General features: G+C 73.9%; 20 protein-coding genes and 1 other RNA gene. 18 read left to right on the top strand and 3 right to left on the bottom strand.

Going from position 1 to position 20,220, the window contains the following annotated elements; translation table 11 throughout:
* The first annotated feature begins 79 nt into the window (after nt 1-79).
* From LQU92_RS10860 to LQU92_RS10840, 5 genes are all read left to right on the top strand, one after another.
* Nucleotides 80-1,258, top strand: a complete 1,179-nt coding sequence (locus LQU92_RS10860) for a glycosyltransferase family 4 protein (protein WP_230780676.1) — start codon at nt 80-82, stop codon at nt 1,256-1,258.
* 104 nt (nt 1,259-1,362) lie between these two features.
* Nucleotides 1,363-2,550, top strand: coding sequence for a UDP-galactopyranose mutase (glf, locus tag LQU92_RS10855; protein WP_230780673.1), 1,188 nt, complete (start codon nt 1,363-1,365; stop codon nt 2,548-2,550).
* Nucleotides 2,547-4,556, top strand: coding sequence for a glycosyltransferase (locus LQU92_RS10850; RefSeq protein ID WP_230780670.1), 2,010 nt, complete (start codon nt 2,547-2,549; stop codon nt 4,554-4,556). The genes glf and LQU92_RS10850 overlap by 4 nt, the downstream gene beginning before the upstream one ends.
* Entirely contained in the window at nt 4,556-5,416 is an 861-nt protein-coding gene (locus LQU92_RS10845; protein ID WP_058859208.1) for an ABC transporter permease, read from the top strand. The genes LQU92_RS10850 and LQU92_RS10845 overlap by 1 nt, the downstream gene beginning before the upstream one ends.
* Nucleotides 5,416-6,171: an ABC transporter ATP-binding protein gene (locus LQU92_RS10840; protein WP_101852031.1), complete on the top strand. Its 756-nt coding sequence runs from the start codon at nt 5,416-5,418 to the stop codon at nt 6,169-6,171. Before LQU92_RS10845 ends, LQU92_RS10840 begins: the two co-directional genes overlap by 1 nt.
* A gap of 81 nt (nt 6,172-6,252) precedes the next feature.
* Here LQU92_RS10840 and LQU92_RS10835 read toward each other — a convergent pair whose 3' ends face one another.
* Nucleotides 6,253-8,364 (bottom strand): DUF6541 family protein, encoded by a 2,112-nt coding sequence (locus LQU92_RS10835; protein WP_230780667.1) that lies wholly within the window; start codon nt 8,362-8,364, stop codon nt 6,253-6,255.
* A 141-nt stretch (nt 8,365-8,505) separates the two neighbouring features.
* Between LQU92_RS10835 and LQU92_RS10830 the strand changes: the two genes are divergently transcribed.
* The 9 genes from LQU92_RS10830 to LQU92_RS10790 all read left to right on the top strand — a co-directional run bounded on the left by LQU92_RS10830 (nt 8,506) and on the right by LQU92_RS10790 (nt 14,681).
* Nucleotides 8,506-9,171, top strand: a complete 666-nt coding sequence (locus tag LQU92_RS10830) for a glycosyltransferase family 2 protein (protein WP_230780662.1) — start codon at nt 8,506-8,508, stop codon at nt 9,169-9,171.
* A gap of 31 nt (nt 9,172-9,202) precedes the next feature.
* Nucleotides 9,203-9,619: a DUF2304 domain-containing protein gene (locus tag LQU92_RS10825; RefSeq protein ID WP_101852034.1), complete on the top strand. Its 417-nt coding sequence runs from the start codon at nt 9,203-9,205 to the stop codon at nt 9,617-9,619.
* Between the two features lie 237 nt (nt 9,620-9,856).
* A complete protein-coding gene (locus tag LQU92_RS10820) occupies nt 9,857-11,119 on the top strand; it encodes a CpaF family protein (protein ID WP_230780659.1) in 1,263 nt (420 codons plus the stop codon).
* Complete coding sequence (locus tag LQU92_RS10815) at nt 11,116-11,973, top strand: type II secretion system F family protein (RefSeq protein ID WP_230780656.1); 858 nt, start codon at nt 11,116-11,118, stop codon at nt 11,971-11,973. Before LQU92_RS10820 ends, LQU92_RS10815 begins: the two co-directional genes overlap by 4 nt.
* The gene (locus tag LQU92_RS10810; RefSeq protein ID WP_230780654.1) at nt 11,970-12,917 is read left to right on the top strand and encodes a type II secretion system F family protein; all 948 of its coding nucleotides are present in this window, start codon (nt 11,970-11,972) and stop codon (nt 12,915-12,917) included. Before LQU92_RS10815 ends, LQU92_RS10810 begins: the two co-directional genes overlap by 4 nt.
* 112 nt (nt 12,918-13,029) lie before the next feature.
* Complete coding sequence (locus LQU92_RS10805) at nt 13,030-13,221, top strand: hypothetical protein (protein ID WP_058859933.1); 192 nt, start codon at nt 13,030-13,032, stop codon at nt 13,219-13,221.
* A 194-nt stretch (nt 13,222-13,415) separates the two neighbouring features.
* Nucleotides 13,416-13,763 (top strand): TadE/TadG family type IV pilus assembly protein, encoded by a 348-nt coding sequence (locus LQU92_RS10800; RefSeq protein WP_230780651.1) that lies wholly within the window; start codon nt 13,416-13,418, stop codon nt 13,761-13,763.
* A gap of 70 nt (nt 13,764-13,833) precedes the next feature.
* Nucleotides 13,834-14,217 carry a hypothetical protein gene (locus LQU92_RS10795; protein WP_230780648.1) on the top strand — a complete coding sequence of 128 codons (384 nt, stop codon included), beginning with the start codon at nt 13,834-13,836 and terminating at the stop codon, nt 14,215-14,217.
* The gene (locus LQU92_RS10790) at nt 14,214-14,681 is read left to right on the top strand and encodes a pilus assembly protein TadG-related protein (RefSeq protein WP_230780646.1); all 468 of its coding nucleotides are present in this window, start codon (nt 14,214-14,216) and stop codon (nt 14,679-14,681) included. The genes LQU92_RS10795 and LQU92_RS10790 overlap by 4 nt, the downstream gene beginning before the upstream one ends.
* Nucleotides 14,682-14,695: 14 nt before the next feature.
* Here LQU92_RS10790 and LQU92_RS10785 read toward each other — a convergent pair whose 3' ends face one another.
* Nucleotides 14,696-15,856, bottom strand: a complete 1,161-nt coding sequence (locus LQU92_RS10785; RefSeq protein WP_230780643.1) for a sugar phosphate nucleotidyltransferase — start codon at nt 15,854-15,856, stop codon at nt 14,696-14,698.
* 101 nt (nt 15,857-15,957) lie between these two features.
* Between LQU92_RS10785 and prfB the strand changes: the two genes are divergently transcribed.
* The 4 genes from prfB (at nt 15,958) to LQU92_RS10765 (ending at nt 19,229) form a co-directional block, all read left to right on the top strand.
* A complete protein-coding gene (gene prfB, locus LQU92_RS10780; RefSeq protein WP_101852041.1) occupies nt 15,958-17,079 on the top strand; it encodes a peptide chain release factor 2 in 1,122 nt (373 codons plus the stop codon).
* Between the two features lie 227 nt (nt 17,080-17,306).
* Complete coding sequence (gene smpB, locus LQU92_RS10775) at nt 17,307-17,789, top strand: SsrA-binding protein SmpB (RefSeq protein ID WP_101852042.1); 483 nt, start codon at nt 17,307-17,309, stop codon at nt 17,787-17,789.
* Between the two features lie 83 nt (nt 17,790-17,872).
* Nucleotides 17,873-18,256: a transfer-messenger RNA gene (gene ssrA, locus LQU92_RS10770) on the top strand.
* Between the two features lie 163 nt (nt 18,257-18,419).
* Nucleotides 18,420-19,229, top strand: coding sequence for a DUF4190 domain-containing protein (locus tag LQU92_RS10765; RefSeq protein ID WP_230780640.1), 810 nt, complete (start codon nt 18,420-18,422; stop codon nt 19,227-19,229).
* Nucleotides 19,230-19,364: 135 nt separating this feature from the next.
* Here LQU92_RS10765 and hisN read toward each other — a convergent pair whose 3' ends face one another.
* On the bottom strand, nt 19,365-20,165 hold the full coding sequence (gene hisN, locus LQU92_RS10760; protein WP_230780637.1) for a histidinol-phosphatase: 801 nt from the start codon (nt 20,163-20,165) through the stop codon (nt 19,365-19,367).
* Nucleotides 20,166-20,220 lie beyond the last annotated feature (55 nt).

The following is a 20,220-nucleotide window of genomic DNA, read 5'->3' as shown; positions in this document are numbered from 1 at the left end:
GTTGTACCGCCGCGGTCGGCCCCGTCGTCGTCGCGCCCGCCCCGACGCGTCCCCGAAGCTCCCCCGAACAGGTGGTCCCGTGCCCTCGCGCCGCATCGTCATCGTCAGCCGCATCTTCGCCCCCGAGCCCGCGGCGGCCTCCTTCCGCCTGCGCGCGCTCGCGCGCGGGCTGACCGAGCAGGGCGCCGAGGTCGTCGTGCTCACCACGCGCCCGCCGGCGTCGGCGACCGTCGAGCCCGAGCCCTACGCGGTGCGGCGCTGGCCGGTGCTGCGCGACCGCTACGACTACGTGCGCGGGATCGTGCCCTACCTCAGCTTCGACCTGCCCGTCCTGCTGCGCCTGCTCGTCACGCGCGCGGATCTCGTGGTCAGCGAGCCGCCGCCCACGACAGGGCTGGCCGTGCTCGTCTCCTCCTGGCTGCGCCGCCGACCCTACGTCTGGTACGCCCCCGACATCTGGACCACGGCCACGGAGAAGATGGACGTCTCCCCGCTGCTGAAGCGGGCCATGCGCCTCATGGAGACCCTCGCCGCCCGGCGCGCCGCCGGCGTGCTCACCGTCTCGGAGGCCATGGGCGAGGAGCTGCGGGCCGTCACCGGGGTCGACCGGGAGAAGATCCTCGTCGCGGAGAACGGCATCGACACCGACGTGTTCCGCCCCGACGGCCCCGTGGCCGAGCCCGGGGCCCCGTACTTCGTCTACGCCGGGTCCATGTCGGAGTGGCAGGGCGCGGACGTGCTCGTGCGCGCCCTGCCCGAGGTGCTCGCCGTCCACCCGGAGGCGCGGCTGCGCTTCCTCGGGCGGGGCTCCGACATCGAGCGCGTCGAGGAGGTCGCCCGCCGGCTGGCCCCGGGCAGCGTGGTGTTCGAGGGGCTGCGCCCCGCCGAGGAGACCGCCGCCTGGACCCGCGGGGCCGTGGCGGCCCTGGGGGCCGTGATCCCCGGCATCGGCTACGACTTCACCAAGCCCACCAAGATCTACGCCGCCGCCGCGTGCGGGACGCCCGTGATCTACGCCGGCGCCGGGGTGGCCGCGGAGCTCGTCGAGCGCAACGGCCTGGGCGCGGTCGTCGACCACGACCCGCACGCGGTGGCCGCGGCCATGATCGAGGCCCTCGACCGCGCCGCCGACCCGGCGCGCGCCGAGGAGAACGACCGGTTGCGCCGCGAGCGCTCCGCGTGGGCGGCCGAGCACGCCTCCCTCGCGGCCTCCGGGCGCCTCGCCGCCCGCTGGCTGCTCCGGGGGCTGCAGCGGTGATCAGGTACTTTGGTGTGCAGTCCCCGCCCGGGGCGCCCGCGCCGTCCCCCGCGCCCGGGTCCCTCCCGGGCCGCCCCACGACCCCGACCCCCAGGAGCTAGTCCGTGAACGCAGATCTCGTCGTCGTCGGGTCGGGCCTCTTCGGCCTGACCGTGGCCGAGAGGGCCGCCACCGAGCTGGGCCTCGACGTGGCCCTCATCGACCGGCGCTCCCACATCGGGGGCAACGCCTACTCGGAGCGGGAGGCGAGCACGGGGATCGAGGTCCACCGCTACGGCGCCCACCTCTTCCACACCTCCAACGAGCGGGTCTGGGACTACGTCAACCGCTTCACCGGCTTCACCGACTACGTGCACCGGGTCTACACGCGCCACCACGGCGAGATCTTCCCGATGCCGATCAACCTCGGCACCATCAACCAGTTCTTCCGGGCGGCGTACTCGCCGGCCGAGGCACGGGCGCTGATCCAGGAGCAGGCGGGCGAGCTCGCCGGCACCGATCCGCAGAACCTCAACGACAAGGGCATCCAGCTCATCGGCCGCCCCCTCTACGAGGCGTTCATCAAGCACTACACGGGCAAGCAGTGGCAGACCGACCCGAAGGACCTGCCGGCCTCGATCATCAACCGCCTGCCCGTGCGCTGGACCTACGACAACCGGTACTTCAACGACAAGTACGAGGGCCTGCCGGTGGACGGCTACACGGCGTGGCTCGAGCGCATGGCGGACCACCCCAAGATCGACGTCCGCCTCGACACCGACTTCTTCGACGACGGGCACGAGTACTCGCGCGCGGCCGTCTCCGGGCAGGTGCCCGTGGTCTACACGGGCCCCGTGGACCGCTACTTCGACTACGCCGAGGGCGACCTGTCGTGGCGGACGATCGACCTTGAGCAGGAGGTCCTCCCGATCGAGGACTTCCAGGGCGCGCCCGTGATCAACTACCCCGACCCGGACGTGGACTTCACCCGGATCCTCGAGTTCCGCCACTTCCACCCCGAGCGCGACTACACCAAGGACGCCACGGTGATCATGCGGGAGTTCTCCCGCTTCGCCGAGAAGGGCGACGAGCCCTACTATCCGGTCAACACCCCGGTGGACCGCGAGAAGCTGCTGAAGTACCGCAACCTCGCCCGCGGCGAGGACAAGGTCCTGTTCGGCGGCCGGCTCGGCACCTACAAGTACCTGGACATGCACATGGCCATCGGCGCGGCGCTGTCCATGGTCGACAACAAGATCGCCCCCCACTTCACCGGCGGGGCCACCATCGAGAGCGGGGGAGTGGACGCGTGAGCACGACGACCGAGACGGCGGCCCGGACCACGGACGAGAGCGGGGCGGGCGCCCTGCGCGTGCTGCAGGAGGTCGTGCTGCCCGCCAAGGACCGCCTGGCCACCCAGCCCCTGTACATGGACACCCGCGCCGACACCGGTGCGGCGGTCCAGCCGGAGGACGGCGCGCGCAAGAGCTCCCCGATCGTGGTCAACGTGGCCTCCGAGACCGCGGCCACCGACGCGCTGGCGATCCTGGACCGGCACCGGCTGCGGGTCCACGCCCGGGCGACCGTGTCCTTCGCCACCTACTTCAACGCGTTCCCGGCCAGCTACTGGCGGCACAACACCCACGTGCGGGAGGTCGTGCTGCGGGTGCGCACCACCGGGCGCGGCACCGTGAGCGTCTACGGCTCCAACGCCCGCGGCGAGTCCGTGCCCGTGTCCGTGCACGAGGTCGCCGGCGCGGAGCACACCACGGAGGCCGTGCTGCCCCTGAAGGCCTTCGCCGACGGCGGCTGGTACTGGTTCGACCTCACCGCCGCGGACGAGGACCTCGAGCTGCGCGGCGCCGAGTGGCTCGCCGACGGCACCGGGATCCCCGAGGGCAGCGTCACCCTGCAGATCACGACGATGAACAAGCCCTCCTACTGCCTGCGCAACGCCCGGCTGCTGTTCGACCAGCGCGAGCGCCTCCCGCAGGTGCGCGAGGTCGTCATCGTGGACCAGGGCAACCAGAAGGTCGTCGACGAGCCCGGCTTCCGCGAGGTGCAGGAGCGCTTCGGGGAGCGGCTGCGGGTGCTCGACCAGGCCAACCTCGGCGGCGCGGGCGGCTTCGCCCGCGGGATGTACGAGGCCGTGCGCGCCGGGTCCGACTACGTGCTGCTGATGGACGACGACGTCGAGATCGAGCCCGAGGCCGTGCGCCGGATCAGCGTCTTCGCCGACTTCTGCAAGCGTCCCACGCTCGTGGGCGGGCACATGATCGACCTGCTCAACCCCACGAAGATCCACAACTTCGGCGAGGAGATGGACCCGTACAGCTTCCAGTACGGGCCCGCCGGGGAGGGCGTGGAGATCGGCCACGACTTCCGGCACAGCAACCTGCGCGCGACCCCGTGGATGCACCGGCGCATCGAGGTCGACTACAACGCGTGGTGGATGTGCCTGATCCCCACCTCCGTGATCCGCGAGATCGGCCTGGCCCTGCCCGTGTTCATCAAGTGGGACGACGTCGAGTACGGGGTGCGCGCCAAGGCCGCCGGCTACCGGACCGTGTCCCTGCCCGGGGTGGCGGTGTGGCACCTGGCGTGGGCCGACAAGGACGACACCATCAGCTGGCAGGCCTACTTCCACAAGCGCAACCAGCTCGTGGCGGCGCTGCTGCACTCCCCGTTCGAGCGCGGGGGCGAGGTCCTGGGCCGCAACGGCATCAAGGACCTGCGCCACGTGCTGTCGATGCAGTACTTCGCCGAGGAGGCCCGGGTGCTCGCCCTGCGCGACGTGCTGGCCGGCCCGGAGGCCCTGCACGAGCTGCTGCCCCAGCGCATCCGCGACGTGCGCCGGATGATGACCCAGCACTCCGACGCCGTCTACGAGGCGGACCTGGACGCCTACCCCGCGGTCGCGCCGGCGAAGCCGGCGCGCACCCGGCGGCTGTCCTCCCCGCACGGGCTGAAGGTGCTGACCTCGGCGGCCACCGCGGTCGTGCGCCACCTGGCCGTGTCCCCGGGGGCCGGGGCGCAGGAGCACCCGCAGGTGCACCTGCCCTACCAGGACGCCCGCTGGTGGCGGCTCGCCCGCTACGACAGCGCCCTGGTGACCGCCTCGGACGGCACCGGCTACACGTGGTACAAGCGCTCCCCGAAGGACGCCCGCGCCCTGCTGGCGGAGTCCGCCCGCCTGCACGCCCAGCTGGTGCTGCGCTGGCCCGAGCTCTCGCGGCGCTACCGCGAAGCCCTGCCCGCGATCACGTCGCTGGAGGCGTGGGAGGAGACCTTCCGCGAGCACTCGGAGATCGGCGTCTGATGCCCGCTGCCACGGTCGTGCGGGACCCGTCCCCCGGGACGGGCCTGCCGGCGGTCTTCCGCCAGCGCTACCTGCTGAAGCTGCTCGTGGACAAGGAGCTGCAGATCCGCTACCGGGGCACCGTCCTGGGGCTGCTGTGGTCCTACGTCAAGCCCGGGATCCAGTTCGTGGTCTTCTACGTCGCGCTGGGCATCTTCCTGGGCCTCGAGCGGGGGATGGAGAACTTCGCGGTCTACCTGTTCTCCGGGATCATCCTGATCAACTTCTTCTCGGAGGCCTTCGGCAACGCGGCCCGCTCGGTCGTGGCCAACGCGAGCCTGATCAAGAAGATCTACCTGCCGCGGCAGATGTTCCCCGTCGCCTCGGTGTGGGTCGCGGGCATCCACCTGCTGCCGCAGCTGGCGGTGATGCTGCTGGCGTGCCTGCTCGTGGGCTGGTCGCCCACGTGGCTGTCGCTGCTCGCGGTGCCGGGGGCGCTGCTGATCGTGGGGCTGCTGGCCACCGGGCTGGGGCTGCTCTTCGGCGCCGCGAACGTGTTCTTCCGCGACGCCGAGAACTTCGTGGACCTCATCGTCATGGTCAGCACCTGGTCCGCCCCGGTGCTCTACGCATGGACGATGGTCCGCGACGTCCTGGGCCCCGTGTGGTTCGCGGGCTTCATGCTCAACCCGCTGACCGTGGCCGTGGAGCTCTCCCACGCCGCGTTCTGGCTGCCGACCACCACCCCCGGCGCGCACGAGGTGCCGCCGCACCTGTTCTCCCTCTGGACGCCCGTGGCCCTGGCCGTCACGGGCCTGATCATGCTCGCGGGCGAGCTCGTCTTCCGCCGCCTCGAGGGCCGATTCGCGCAGGAGCTGTGATGAGCACCGACCCGACCCGCCCGGCGGTGCTCGCGGAGCACCTGGCCAAGGAGTTCGCCCTGCGCCACGCCCGCTCCCTGAAGGAGACGGTGATGTGGCTCGCCCGCGGCCGGCGCCAGGACCTCTCGAACCGCTTCCGCGCCCTCGAGGACCTCTCCGTGCGCATCGAGCCGGGGGAGTCCGTGGCCCTCGTGGGCCTCAACGGCTCCGGGAAGTCCACCTTCCTCAAGCTGGTCTCCGGGGTGATGAGCCCCGACGGCGGCTCCCTCGCGGTCAACGGCCGCGTGGCCGGGCTGATCGAGGTCGGCGCCGGCTTCCACCCGGACCTCACCGGCCGGGACAACGTCTACCTCAACGGCGCGATCCTCGGGATGTCCAAGGAGGAGATCGACCGGAAGTTCGACCGGATCGTCGCCTTCTCCGAGATCGAGCAGTTCATCGACACCGAGGTGAAGTTCTACTCCTCGGGGATGTACCTGCGCCTGGCCTTCGCGGTCGCCGTGTTCACCGACCCGGACATCTTCATCATCGACGAGATCCTCTCCGTGGGCGACGAGCCGTTCCAGCGCAAGAGCCTGGGCCGGGTCAAGGAGCTCTCGGCGGAGGGCAAGACGCTGCTGGTCGTCAGCCACGACTTCGACGTGGTCCGCACGGTCTGCGCGCGCGGGGTGTGGATCGAGCACGGCCGCGTCCGCCGCGACGGGCCCATCGACGAGGTCATCGACGCCTTCCGCGCCGCCGAGAACGCCGGCTGAGCCCCGCCGACGACGGAACGGGCCCTCCGCCGCGCCGCCGCGCGCCGGAGGGCCCGTTCCGTGGTCCGGGTGGCCCGGGGCTCAGGGACCGTCGCAGCCGACGACCTCGTAGAGCACCGCACCGCCCTCCCGGGCGACCGGGGCCAGCCCCGGGTCCGCCGCGGGGTCCACGGCCGTGACCCCGGAGTAGACCTCGAGGGGCTCGGTGGCCCACGGCACGAGCAGCTGGGTGCCGAAGTCCAGGACCCACTCCACGCCCAGCTCCTCGGCGGCCGCGCACGCGGGGGAGCCCGGGGCGGCCGTGTCGATGCCCGCCACCAGCTCGTCCAGCGGGGGCTCGGGGTCCTCCACGTGGTACTGGGTGACGGGGCGCTCGGCCACGGCCCAGGCCAGCGACCCGCCGTTCCAGGGGTTCACGGCGACGACGTCGCCGGGGCCCGTGAGCCGGCCGAGCTCCTGCAGCAGCTCGAACTCGTCGTGGCCGAGGATCGACTCGGGCCCGTCCCAGGCGTAGTAGCGCTTGACCTCCTGCGTGGTGCGGGTCAGCGAGCCCATCTGGGACACCGGCACGGCCACGGCCAGCACGAGCACCGCGGCCACCGGATAGGCGACCGGGCGGGCCCGGCCGGCCGCTGCGGGCCGGGCGGCCGCCCGTCCCCCGCGCAGCACGGCGGCCGCGGCGGCGAGGCCGGCGGCCAGGCGCGCGGCCAGGTGCTCCGCGCCCAGGGCCGCCAGCGGCAGCGCGGTCAGCGGCAGGGTCGCCGCCAGCCGGTGGGAGTCGGTGTACCAGCCGCTCGTGAGCCAGTCGCGCCAGGGCCCGTCCTCCCCGGCGGCCGCGACCGCGTAGAGGTAGGCCAGCAGCAGGTGGGCCACCACGAGCCAGCGCAGCCGTCGCCGCACGACCGCCGCGTAGATCCCGGCACCGGTGAGCACCACGAGCACCCACGGCACGTCCAGGCGGCCGTTGGTGCCGTACAGCAGCGCCTCGCCGACCCCGCGCGGCAGCGTCGTGAACGGCGCCCAGAAGAACGTCGTGGTCAGGGTGTTCCACACGAGCAGCCACACGGCGGCGGCGAGCACGGCGGCCACGGCCAGCAGCGCCGTGCGCCGTCGTCGTCCCGCGCGCACCGCGGCGCGCAGGCCGAGGGCCCACGCGGTGGCGACCAGGGGCACGCCCACGACGAGCAGGGCCAGGACGCCGTTGGGCTGGGAGACGAACAGCGCCCCGAGGGCCACGAGCAGGCTCGCGGCCGTCCGCAGCCGGGCGGGCCCGTCCGGGATGCGCGCCGTGGGGTCGGCGCCCAGGCCCGGGCCGAGCAGGCGCACGAGCAGACCCAGCACGACCGGCAGCAGCACGAGGGAGAGGATGTTGGGGAACAGCGGCCCCCACGCCATGAGCCCGTAGGGGAACAGGCCGAAGCCTGCGCTCGCCGCACCGGCCACCACGGCGGCGACGGGGGAGGGGCCCACGAGGCAGCGCGTGAGGAACACGCACGAGGCCGGCCACACCACGCCGGCCACGGCCAGCAGCGTGAGGTTGTGGGCGGCCAGCACGCTGTCGCCGGCGACGGGCACGGCCAGCGACGCCAGCTGGTGCCACGCGGCCGGGTACAGGGCGACGGTCCGCTCGGGGTCGACCATGCGGTTGAGCGTCAGCGTCGAGCCGCTGCCGGTCTCCACGACCCAGCGGATCGCGTTGAGGTGGAAGATGTTGTCCCAGCGCTGGGCCATCGCCTCGGGCTCCCCGATCGCGGAGACCATGCGCCGCAGCAGCAGGACCGCCCCGACGGCGACGCCGACGGCGGCCGCGGCCGGGAACACCCACGGGCGGGCCGGCGCAGCCGCATCCGGCCCGGTCCCCGCCCCCGGGGCGCCCACCGCCGTGGCACCCGCTGCCGGGCCGACCTCCGGTGCGGGGGCGTGGCCGCCGCGCGGCAGCACGCGCCCCACCAGCCAGGCCGCAGCGGCCAGCACGAGCGCGGCGCCGGCCTGGGAGAGCAGGTCGTAGCGGATCCCCAGCAGGTCCAGGGCCACCCCGGAGACGCCGACGACGGCGACGGAGAAGGCCGGGGCGGTCAGCAGGATCCGCCCGCCGCGCTGGCCGAAGGCCCACAGCAGCGCCAGCCCCGGCAGCCACAGCACCGCGAGCAGCAGCAGCAGGGCCGGGGCGTAGGGCGCCCACGCCGTCAGCACGTCGGTCCTGGGTGGGTCGTGCGGGCAGCGGGCACGGTCTCGTCCTCGGGGGTGGGGGGCAGGGTCCGGTCGATTATAGGTCCGCCCCCGCGCCCGTCCCGCCGGGCCGGGCGGGCGCGGCGGCTGTGCGAGAATGTCCGGGTGAGTCGCGTGTGGATCGTCATGCCCGTGTACAACGAGGCGGCCGTGGTGGGAGAGGTGCTGGCGGAGCTCCGCAGGACCTTCCCCCACGTGGTGTGCGTGGACGACGGCTCCTCCGACGACTCGGCCCGGATCTGCGCCGAGGCCGGCGCCGTCGTGGTCCAGCACCCCATCAACCTGGGCCAGGGCGCGGCCCTGCAGACCGGCTTCGAGTACGCCCTGCAGGACCCGGAGATGGACTGCGTGGTCACCTTCGACTCCGACGGCCAGCACCGCGTGGTCGACGCCTGGGACATGGTGGGGCGGATCCGCTCGGGCGAGGCCGAGGTCGTGCTGGGCTCCCGGTTCCTCGACCGGCGCACCAACGTCTCCGCGCTCAAGCGGCTCGTGCTGCGCACGGCGGCGTTCTTCTCGAAGCTGTCCACCGGCATGGACCTCTCCGACGCCCACAACGGGCTGCGCGCCCTCGACCGCGGCACGCTCTCCCGGATCCGCCTGACCCAGAACCGCATGGCCCACGCCTCCGAGATCGTCAACCAGCTCGCGGACCTGCGCCCCCGGTGGGTCGAGCACCCGGTGCAGATCGTCTACACCGACTACTCGCGGTCCAAGGGCCAGTCCCTGCTCAACGGCGTGAACATCCTCGCCGAGCTGTTCGTCAAGTAGCCCCCGCCGCCGACCCCCGGGAGATCCCGCTGTGCTCTACGTCGTCCAGATCCTGCTCGTGCTCGCCGTGGGCTACGGCGCGCTCGCGCTCATCCGCGGCGGGGCCAACGCCAAGCACCAGGCCATCCGCCGGGTCGTGGGCCTGGCCTTCTTCGCCTTCGCCGCGCTGTCGATCTTCTTCCCCGACCTGCTCAGCGCCGTGGCCCGGTTCCTGGGCATCGGCCGCGGCACCGACCTGGTGCTCTACGGCCTCGTCGTCGTGTTCATGATCACCCAGGCCACCGCCGCCCTGCGCAACCGGCAGCAGGAGGTCAACGTCACCCGCCTGGCCCGCCACATCGCCGTCGCCGAGGCCGAGCGCCCCTGGGCCCCGGCCCCCGAGCACGCGCAGCGCCCCTCCGTCACCGGCTTCGCGCAGGTCTCCCCGGGGCAGCGCCCCGCGGACTGAGCCGCCCGTCCCCGCCCCGCACCGGCCGCCCGCCCCCGGGCGGCCTTCTTCATGCGTTGACATCCTGCGACGGAGATGTCGTTCGCCTTTGGGAAGAACGTCGCAGGTCAGGACGGGCTGTCCACAGGCGCCGCCGCACGGGTTGTCCCCGCCCCCCGGCGCCGATCTATGGTCCTGTGCGTGCGCTCCGCGGGGGAGCGGCCGGCGCGGGGGCGCCGGGACGGCACAGGGGGACCCATGACGGCAGTGCTCTCGGCGGACGCCCTCGGGCTCGTCGAGGCCGAGGTGCGCGAGCTGATCCGCCGCCGCGGCCTGGACCCCGTGCTGCAGCTCGAGCAGACCCGCGGGCTCGTCGACGCGGCCGTGCGCGACTACGACCAGCGCTCCGCCCGCGGGGTGCTGCCGGCGCTCGCCGACCTCGACGCCGCCCGCCGGGCGCTGCTGGACCTCGTCGCCGGGTTCGGCCCGCTGCAGCCGCTGCTGGACGACCCGGAGATCGAGGAGATCTGGCTCAACGGCCCCGCCGAGGTCTACGTCGCCCGCCGGGGCGAGTCCGAGCTGACGTCCCTCGTGCTCACCGAGGCCCAGGTGCGCAACCTCGTGGAGCGGATGCTCAAGAGCTCCGGCCGGCGCCTGGACCTCAGCTCGCCCTTCGTCGACGCCGCCCTGCCCGACGGCTCCCGGCTGCACGTGGTGATCCCCGACGTCACCCGGACCCACTGGGCCGTGAACATCCGCAAGTTCATCGCCCGGGCGCGGCGGCTCGACGACCTCGTCGAGCTCGGCTCGCTCTCCCCGCGCGCGGCCCGTTTCCTCGAGGCGGCGGTCGCCTCCGGGCTCAACATCCTGGTCTCCGGCGCGACCCAGGCGGGCAAGACGACGCTGCTGAACTGCCTGTGCGCCGCCATCGGCCCGCGGGAGCGGGTCGTGACCGTCGAGGAGATCTTCGAGCTGCAGGTGCCGCTGCGCGACGTCGTGGGGATGCAGTGCCGCCAGGCCAACCTCGAGGGCGCCGGCGAGATCCCGCTGCGCCGCCTCGTGAAGGAGGCGCTGCGGATGCGCCCGGACCGGCTCGTCGTGGGGGAGGTCCGCGAGGCCGAGAGCCTCGACATGCTCGTGGCCCTCAACAGCGGACTGCCCGGGATGTGCAGCCTGCACGCCAACTCCGCCCGGGACGCGGTGACCAAGATCTGCACGCTGCCCCTGCTCGCCGGAGCCAACATCAGCTCCGGGTTCGTGGTGCCCACCGTGGCCTCGTGCTTCGACCTCGTGGTGCACTGCCGGCGGGAGGCCGACGGCCGCCGCCGCGTCGCCGAGGTCCTCGCCCTGGGCAACCGCGTGGAGAACGGCGTGATCGAGACCTACCCGGTCTTCGCCCTGCGGGACGGGGACCTGCGCGCGGTCGCCGCGGAGGCCCCGTCCCCGGAGAAGTTCGCCCGTGCCGGCTGGTCGGTGCGCGAGCTGCTCGAGGACGACGCCGGCGCCGGGGGCCCGCGGTGAGCGCCGCCCTGGGCGCGCTGCTGGGCGCGGGGGTGCTGCTGGTGTGGTGGTCGTGCTGGGCCGAGGACGCCCCGCGCGAGGCCCCCGCCCGGCGCCCGGGCCGGCTGCGGGAGCTCCTGCTGCGGGCGGGACTGCCCGGCGTCGGTCCCGCGGCGCTCGTGCTCGCGTGCCTGGCCTGCGGGGCGCTGTCCGGGCTGCTCGTGGCGACCCTGACCGGGGCCGCCACCTTCGGGGCCTGCGCCGCGCTGCTCGGGGCCTGGGCGCCGTTCGCGGCCGTGCGGCACCGGGCCCGGGCGCGGACGGTCGCGCTGCGGGAGGTGTGGCCCGACGTCGTCGACCACCTGCGCTCCGCGATCCGCGCCGGGATGTCCCTGCCCGAGGCCCTGGTCCAGCTGCAGTACCGCGGACCCGAGCCGGTGCGCCCGGCCTTCGCCCGCTTCGCCGCCGACTACCGGGCCTCCGGGCAGCTGCAGGGCTCCCTGACGCGGCTCAAGGACCGGCTGGCCGACCCCGTGGCGGACAACATCGTCGAGGCGCTGCGCGTGACCCGCGAGGTGGGCGGCACCGACCTGGGCCGGCTGCTGGGCACCCTCTCGGAGTTCCTGCGCGAGAGCGCCCGCACGCGCGGGGAGCTCGAGGCGCGCCAGTCCTGGACGGTCAACGCCGCCCGCCTGGCCGTGGCGGCGCCCTGGATCGTGCTCCTGCTGATGTCCTCCCAGCCGGCCGCAGTGCGCGCCTACGACACCACGGAGGGGGCGGCCGTGCTCCTGGGCGGGCTGGCCGTCTCCGTGGCCGCCTACCGGCTCATGCTGCGGCTGGGCGCTCTCCCCGAACCACGCCGGGTGCTGCGGTGAGCGCCCCGGACGCCCTCGTGCTCCTGCTCGGGGCGGCCCTCGCGGGCGGGCTGTGGCTCGTGCTCACCGGTGTCCGTGCGAGCCGCGGCACGGCCTTCGCGGACCGGATCGCCCCGCAGCTGCGCTCCGTGGAGGTCGAGTCGTCCCTGCTCGCCGGCCCCGAGGCGTTCCGGGCCGCCGGCCTGCTCGGCCCGGCGGCCCGTGTGCTGCGCACCCTCGCCGCGGACGCCGTCCGGCGCGCCGCCCGCCACGCCGGGCCGTCCGCCGGTCTCGAGCGGCGCCTGGAACGGGCCGGGTCCCACGGCTCGGTCGCCGACCACCGGGCCGAGCAGCTGCTGCTGGCCACGGCCGGGCTGCTCGCGGGCGTGCTCCTGGGGCTGGCCGCCGCCGCGCGCCTGGGCACCGGTCCGGGCGGCGTCGTGCTCGCGGCCGCGGCCGGGGCCGGCGCGGGCTGGCTGCTGCGCGACCGTCTGCTCGCCCGCCGGATCAGGGCCCGCGAGCGCCGCATGCTCGCGGAGTTCCCGGCCGTGGCCGAGCTCATGGCCCTGTCCGTGGGCGCGGGGGAGAGCGCCGTGGGCTCGCTCGAGCGGGTCTGCCGCGTCGCCGACGGCGAGCTCACGGCCGAGTTCCGCGCGGTGCTGGCCCGCACCCGCTCCGGGGCAGGCCTCGGCGAGGCCCTCCAGGAGTTCGCCGCACGCACCCCGGTCGCCCCGGTGGGCCGCTTCGTGGACGGCATCGTCGTGGCCCTCGAGCGGGGCACGCCCCTGGCCGACGTCCTGCGCGCGCAGGCGCAGGACGTGCGCGACCACGACAAGCGCGAGCTCATGGAGGCCGCGGGCCGCAAGGAGATCGCCATGATGGTCCCCCTCGTCTTCTTCGTCCTGCCGCTCACCGTCGTCTTCGCCGTCTACCCCGGCATCGCACTGCTGGAGCTCGGCTTCTGACCCGCCCGTGGACCACCCCGGCGGGTCCGCCCGCCGCCCACCCGAAAGGACTCACCCCGTGCGACTGCCCCTCCGGATCGCCGCCCTCCTCGGCGCCGCCCTGCTCCTGCTCCTGCGCGGTCCTTCCCGTCCGGACCGGCCCGGCGCCCGCCCGCCCGCCGACGACCCCGACCGCGGGGACGTCCCCGGCTGGGTGATGCTCACCCTGATGTCGGCCGTGCTCGTGGCCGGACTGCTCCTCGTGGCCCAGCCGGCCCTGGAGGGGCTGTTCCGGGACGCCATCGGCCGCGTCAGCCAGAACTGACCGTGCGGCCCCTCCGGGACCCGCACGCGCCCGCCCGGCACCGGGCGGGGACGCCCGCCGGCCGGCGCGCTCGTACGCCCCTCGGCCGGGAGCGCGCCCCGGCCGGTCCGGTCCGCTCGGGACGCGCTCCGGGCGGCGGAGCGCGGGACGCGCCCGGGACGCTGCCTCCGGAGCACCCGGACCGGGGCAGCGCCGTGGCCGAGTACGTCCTCGTGGCCGGGCTGCTCGCCCTGCTGTTCACCGGGACGCTGCAGCTGGCGCTGGCCCTGCACGTGCGCAACACCCTCATCGACGCCGCGGCGGCCGGAGCCCGCTACGGCACGCTCGCCGACCGCACGCCCGAGGACGGCGTCGCGCGCACCCGGGAGATCATCGCCGGCCACCTCGGTCCGGCGTACGCCCAGGACGTCACCGCGGCCCCGGCCGAGTCGGGCGGGGTGCGCACGCTGCGCGTCGAGGTCGTCGCGCCCCTGCCCGTCGTGGCGCTGCTGGGCCCGCCCGAGTCCGTCACCGTCCACGGCCATGCCGTCCTCGCCGGCTGAGGCGCCCCGACCCCGGGGCGGCGAGGGGCGCAGTGCCGGGGCGGAGGCCGCCGACGAGGGCAGCGCCGTGGTGGAGTTCGTCGCACTGGGCACGCTGCTGCTCGTGCCGGTCGTCTACTTCGTGCTCACCGTCGCCCACGTCCAGGCCGGGGCGTTCGCGGTGGTCGCCGCCGCCCAGCAGGCCGCCCAGGTGCTCGCCCAGGCCGAGCCGGGCACGGTCGCCGAGGAGGACCTCGCCGCGGCGGCGCAGCTGGCCGCCGCCGACCACGGCTTCGCCCCCGGCGCCCTCGAGCTCAGCCTCGACTGCCCGGGGGAGGGCTGCGCCGCCCCGGGCGGGGTGGCCACCGTGCGCGCCGCCCTGACGGTGGAGCTGCCGCTCGTGCCCGGCCTCGACGACCTCGGGATCGCGCGGCTGAGCTCGTCGGCCACGGTCGTCGTGGGACGGTACGCGTGAGCGGCCCGCACCCCGCGCGGCGAGCCCCCGGCGGCGAGGACGACGGGCAGATCACGGTCCTGGCGCTGGGCTTCACCGTGGTGGCGCTGCTGCTCGCCGTCGTCGTCATGGGCGTCACCGCCGTGCACGTCGGGGAGCGCAGGCTGCAGGTGCTCGCCGACAACGCCGCGCTCGCGGCCGCGGACACGTTCGTCGAGCTGCGCCCGGGCGCCCCCGGGGCGCCGCCGTCCACCGTGCTCGACGACGACGCCGTGGCCGGCGCGGCCACCAGCTACCTCGGCACGGTCCGGGCGTGGGAGGACACCCCCGGGCTGGCGCTGGGAGCCCCCACCGGCACCCCCGACGGGCGCACCGCCGAGGTCACCCTCGTCGCGGTGGTGCACCCGCCCGTGGTGAACCTCGTCGTCCCCGACGGGATCCCGATCACCGCCTCGAGCGAGGCGCGGGCCCGGCTGGGCCGGTGAGCGCCGGCGGGTCCTCAGAAGCCGCGCGGCAGGGCGGCGCCCCGGTCGAAGTCCTCGACGGAGGCGACCGTCCCGGTCCCGTCGAGCAGCGTCACGGCCCCCGCCCGCCCGTGCTCGCCCGCCGGGACGCGGGCACCGGCGTCTGCCACCACGTTGACCAGGACCGCGCCCGCGGGCACGTGCACGCCGTCGAGCAGCACGCAGTGGCGCACGACGGCGCCCTCGTCGACCACGACCCGCGGGCCGAGCACCGAGTGCTCCACGGTGCCGGCCACGACCGCCCCGGCGGCGACCATCGACCCGCGCACCTCGGCCGAGGCGGCGACGCGGGCGGGCACCAGCTGCGGCTGGGCGGTGAGGATCGGCCAGTCGGGGTCGTCGAGGGCCACGCCCTCGCCGTCGAGCAGCTGCAGGTGGGCGGTCCAGTACGACTGCACCGTGCCCAGGTCCATCCAGTATCCCTCGAGCCGGTGCTCGACCACCCGGGCGTGCTCGACGAACCACGGCACGAGGTCGTTGCCGTAGTCCTCCAGCTGCCCCTGGCGCTCGTGCAGCTCCTCGAGCGCCTCGAGCAGCCGGGCGGCGTCGTAGAGGAACATCTCGCCCGCCACGAGCCGGCCCCGCGGGTCCTCCGGCTTGTAGTCGAAGCCGGTCACGACCCCGTCGTCGTCGACCTGGACGACCCCGTAGCGGGAGGGGTCCTCGGCCACCTCGGTGGTGACCATGGTCAGGTCCGCGCCCTGCTCGAGGTGGGTGTCGACGACGTCGAGGAAGTTGATCGTGTAGAGGTGGTCGGCGCTGAGCACGAGCACGAGGTCCGGGGCGAACTCGCGGATCAGGTCCTTCTGCCGGTAGATCGAGTCGGCGTTGCCCTCGGCGAAGCCCTCGCCCTCGGCGCCCTGGTACGGGGGCAGGACCTGCAGCCCGCCGTGGGTGCGGTCCAGGTCCCAGGGGCGGCCGTTGGCCAGGTGGGCGTTGAGGCCGTGGGGCAGGTACTGCTGGACCACCCACACGTCGGAGATGTGGGCGTGCACGAGGTTGGACAGGGCCACGTCGATCAGCCGGTAGGTGCCCGCCACGGGCAGCGCGGGCTTGACCTTGTCCTCGGTCAGGGCGCCCAGGCGGGAGCCCTTGCCACCGGCGAGGACCAGGGCCAGGATCCGGGGAATGCGCACGGTCGCGTCCTCTCTGCTCCGTTGTCGGTGTGCTCATCGTGCCAGAGCCGGGCGGGGGAGCACCCGGGGCGATTTGCCCCCATGGGATAATCTTGGCTTCCATGGCCTCCCTTGACTTCCCGGCTGAGATCTCCGCCCTCCGATCCACCTTCGCCTCCATCGAGGCGGTGAGCGACGTCGAGGCCCTCGAGCGCGACGTCGCCGAGCTCTCCCGGCAGGCGACGGCCCCGGACCTGTGGGACGACCCTGCCGCGGCGCAGAAGATCACCTCCCGGCTCTCGCACAAGCAGTCGGCCCTCGACCGGCTCGGGGAGCTGCGCGGTCGCATCGACGACATCGAGGTCATGGTCCAGCTCGCCGACGAGGAGGACGACCCCGAGACCCTCGAGCTCGCCGGCGAGGAGCTCGCCGCGGTGAAGAAGGCCCTCTCCCAGCTCGAGATCCAGACCCTGCTCGCGGGCGAGTACGACGAGCGCGAGGCCGTGGTCACCATCCGCGCCGGCGCCGGCGGCGTGGACGCCGCGGACTTCGCCGAGATGCTGCTGCGCATGTACCTGCGCTGGGCCGAGCGCCACGGCTATCCGACCGCCGTGCTCGACACCTCCTACGCAGAGGAGGCCGGGCTGAAGTCGGCGACCTTCGAGGTCAAGGCCCCCTACGCGTTCGGCACCCTCTCCGTGGAGGCGGGCACGCACCGGCTCGTGCGGATCTCGCCGTTCGACAACCAGGGCCGGCGCCAGACCTCGTTCGCCGCGGTCGAGGTCATCCCGCTGATCGAGCAGGACGACTCCATCGAGATCCCGGAGAACGAGATCAAGGTCGACGTCTTCCGCTCCTCGGGCCCCGGCGGGCAGTCGGTGAACACCACCGACTCCGCGGTGCGCATGACCCACCTGCCCACGGGCATCGTCGTGTCGATGCAGAACGAGAAGTCGCAGATCCAGAACCGGGCCGCCGCCCTGCGCGTGCTCCAGTCCCGGCTGCTGCTGCTGCGCCAGGAGCAGGAGAACGCGAAGAAGAAGGAGCTCGCCGGCGACGTCAAGGCCTCCTGGGGCGACCAGATGCGCTCCTACGTGCTCAACCCGTACCAGATGGTCAAGGACCTGCGCACCAACCACGAGGAGGGCAACCCCTCCGCCGTGTTCGACGGCGCCATCGACGCCTTCGTCGACGCCGGCATCCGCTGGCGCGCCGACCAGCGCCACGCCCCCGCGGACGCCTGAGCCGCACGGGCCGGGCGATCCGGCACCTGCGGGCCCTGCCCCGTGCGCCGCACCGTTCCCCGGGGCCGCGACGGCGACCCGGGCGGTCGCCGGCCCGGCAGCGGCCGGGCCGCCGCCGGGCGCGGTAGCGTAGGATGGTCGTTCTGCCGCGCCCCCGGGCGCGGCAGCGGGACGCCGTGCGGGCGGACCCGCACCAGCCGAGCGCACAGTCGAGGGAGGGGTGGGCCATGGCCAAGACCAAGAAGGACACCGGCCGCCAGGTGATCGCCAGCAACAAGAAGGCCCGCCACGACTACCACGTCCTGGACACCTACGAGGCCGGCCTCGCCCTGATGGGCACCGAGGTGAAGTCCCTGCGGATGGGCCGGGCCTCGCTCGTGGACGGCTTCTGCCAGTTCTACAACGGCGAACTGTGGTTGGAGCACGCCTACATCCCCGAGTACCTCGCAGGCTCCTGGACCAACCACGCGGCGCGGCGGCGCCGAAAGCTGCTGCTGCACCGGGAGGAGCTCGCGAAGATCGAGCAGAAGACCAGGGAGACCGGGTTCACCATCGTGCCGCTGTCGCTGTACTTCGTCGACGGCAAGCGGGTCAAGGTCGAGATCGCGGTGGCCAAGGGCAAGAAGGAGTACGACAAGCGCCAGACGCTGCGGGAGAAGCAGGACAACCGCGAGGCCCAGCGGGCGATGCGCTACAAGAACATGGGCTGAGCCCGGAGGGTCCCTTGCACCGCCCCGTACCCCGCGGTAGACTGGGTCGTCCCGCTCCGGCGGGGTGCTTGGAAACAGAATACGGGGATGATCGGTTTCGACGATGTGTGTTGAGACAGGGGAAGCGGGTCGAGGACGCAGAGTTATCTCGTAAACGCTCTCTGTAAAACAATAGTTGCCAATTCCAAGAGCAACGTCGCCCAGTCTGACCTCGCGCTCGCCGCGTAACCAGACCACCAGGTGACTGTCAGCCCGGGTTCGCCTTCGGCCCGGGGTCTGGCATCAGCCAGAAGGCCACTGCTCCGAACGGGTGTCGCGGACGTCCGGAGAACATCAACTCGCGACTGAGTCCGTCGGCCACGGGTCTGCACGAGGGCCGGGACTGAGAAGACGCTACGCAGACTGCACCCGGAGAAGCCCTGACGAAGCTGCATCGGACGGGGGTTCAATTCCCCCCATCTCCACGATTCCCCGGCCGGGGAGCGCCCACCAGCGCTCCCCGGCCTTTTCCGTGCCCGGGCTCGGGGCCGCACGCGGCTGCGGCCCTGCACACCGGGGGCCGTGCGGTCCCGTCGAGGCCCCGGTGTGACAAGCTGGAGGACGTACGGACGACCGACGAAAGGCAGCGCCATGAGCCACCCCGACCACACGCCCGACCCGGACCGCGACGCGGACGCCCCGCGCCAAGAGGGCCGGAGCGAGCCGGAGTTCGGGCAGCGCGTCGAAGGGGCTCCGGCCGGCCCGTCCTACCAGCCGCCGCAGTACGGGCGGGGCGAGCCCGGCGGACAGTACGCCGCCCCGGGCTACGGCCAGGGCCAGCAGGAGCAGTACGGTCAGGGCCAGTACGGTCAGGGCGGCCAGCAGGGGCAGTACGGCCAGAACCTGTACGGCGAGCAGGGCCAGTACGGTCAGGGCCAGTACGGCCAGAACCAGTACGGCGAGCAGGGCCAGTACGGTCAGGGCCAGTACGGCCAGAACCAGTACGGTCAGCAGGGCCAGTACGGCGAGGGCCAGTACGGCCAGGCACCGTACGGCGGGGCCTACCAGGGCTCCTACGACATGGGCCAGTACGGCGCCCCGGCCAAGCCCGCGGGCACGGGGCTCGGCATCGCCGCGCTCGTGCTGGGCATTCTGTCGCTGCTGGGCTCGTGGCTGTTCGGCCTGGGCTTCGTCCCCGGCGTCGTCGGTCTCGTGCTCGGCATCGTCGCCGTGCGCAAGCTGTCCCGGGCGCAGGGGGCGTCCAAGGCGGTGCCGGTGATCGGCATCGTCCTCAGTGCCCTCGGCATCGTGGCCAGCGTGCTGTTCTTCTTCGCGATCCTGTCCTTCATGGGCCCCGTGCTCGACGCCGTGAACGGGCCCTGCAGCCAGTACCTCGACGACCAGGCCGCCCTCGAGCAGTGCCTGATGGACGAGATGCAGCTCAACGCCATGGCGCAGTGACCGCGCCGGGGATCCGGTGACCGGCTCCCCGGCGCGTGCGCGGCCGACGGGGAGGGCGGGACGGCGAGAGGCGTCCCGCCCTCCCCGTCCGTCCCTCGCACCCCGTCCGTCGCCGGTGCGCCGGGGTCCGGGAGCTCAGCCGCGGGCGGGGGCGAGCCGCTGCAGGACCTCGTCGTGGAGCAGGCCGTTGCTGGCGAGGGCGTTGCCGCCGAACGGCCCGGGCTCGCCCTCCAGGGACGTGAACCGTCCTCCCGCCTCCTCGACCAGGGGCACGAGCGCGGCCATGTCGTGGAGGTTCAGCTCGGGCTCGCACGCGAGGTCCACCGCCCCCTCGGCGACGAGGCAGTAGGACCAGAAGTCGCCGTAGGCGCGGGTGCGCCACACGTCGTCGGTGAGCTCGAGGAACTGCTCCCGCACGCCCAGGTCCCGCCAGCCGGTCAGCGAGGAGTAGGACAGGGAGGCGTCGGCGAGCCGGTCGACCCGCGAGACCGTGATCCGCTGGGCGCTGGCCAGGGACTTGCCGGTGTAGGCACCGGAGCCCGCGGCGGCCCACCAGCGCCGGCCGAGGGCGGGGGCGGAGACCACGCCCACCACCGGCCGGCCCTCGTCGACGAGCGCGATGAGGGTCGCCCACACCGGCACGCCCCGCACGAAGTTCTTCGTCCCGTCGATGGGGTCGACGACCCACTGCCGGGCCCCGCTGCCGCTGCGCCCGAACTCCTCGCCGATCACGGCGTCCCGGTTGCGCGCGCGCCCCAGCTGGGCGCGGATCAGCTGCTCGGCCTCGCGGTCCGCGTCCGTGACGGGGGTGAGGTCGGGCTTGGTGTCCACCGCGAGGTCCTGGGCCTTGAACCGCCGCATGGTCAGGCGGTCCACGGCGTCGGCCAGGATGTGGGCGAGGCGGAGGTCGTCGGTGTAGGTGCTGGGACTGCGCATTGGTCCAACCTACCCCGAGACGGTTCCCCGCCTGGTCGGAGCGGGGCCGGGGGCC

The organism is Kocuria sp. LUK (genome assembly GCF_021012935.1).
GTDB classification, from domain to species: Bacteria; Actinomycetota; Actinomycetes; order Actinomycetales; family Micrococcaceae; genus Kocuria; species Kocuria flava.
The sequence above is the reverse complement of the archived record's forward strand: the minus strand, read 5'-3'. Positions and strand labels throughout refer to the sequence as shown.

Excerpts from the sequence above, each read along its gene's own strand:
- LQU92_RS10845 (WP_058859208.1), top strand. The coding sequence starts at position 4,556 with ATGCCCGCTGCCACGGTCGTGCGGGACCCGTCCCCCGGGACGGGCCTG.
- LQU92_RS10840 (WP_101852031.1), top strand. The coding sequence starts at position 5,416 with ATGAGCACCGACCCGACCCGCCCGGCGGTGCTCGCGGAGCACCTGGCC.
- LQU92_RS10820 (WP_230780659.1), top strand. The coding sequence starts at position 9,857 with ATGACGGCAGTGCTCTCGGCGGACGCCCTCGGGCTCGTCGAGGCCGAG.
- prfB (WP_101852041.1), top strand. The coding sequence starts at position 15,958 with ATGGCCTCCCTTGACTTCCCGGCTGAGATCTCCGCCCTCCGATCCACC.
- smpB (WP_101852042.1), top strand. The coding sequence starts at position 17,307 with ATGGCCAAGACCAAGAAGGACACCGGCCGCCAGGTGATCGCCAGCAAC.
- LQU92_RS10765 (WP_230780640.1), top strand. The coding sequence starts at position 18,420 with ATGAGCCACCCCGACCACACGCCCGACCCGGACCGCGACGCGGACGCC.
- hisN (WP_230780637.1), bottom strand. The coding sequence starts at position 20,165 with ATGCGCAGTCCCAGCACCTACACCGACGACCTCCGCCTCGCCCACATC.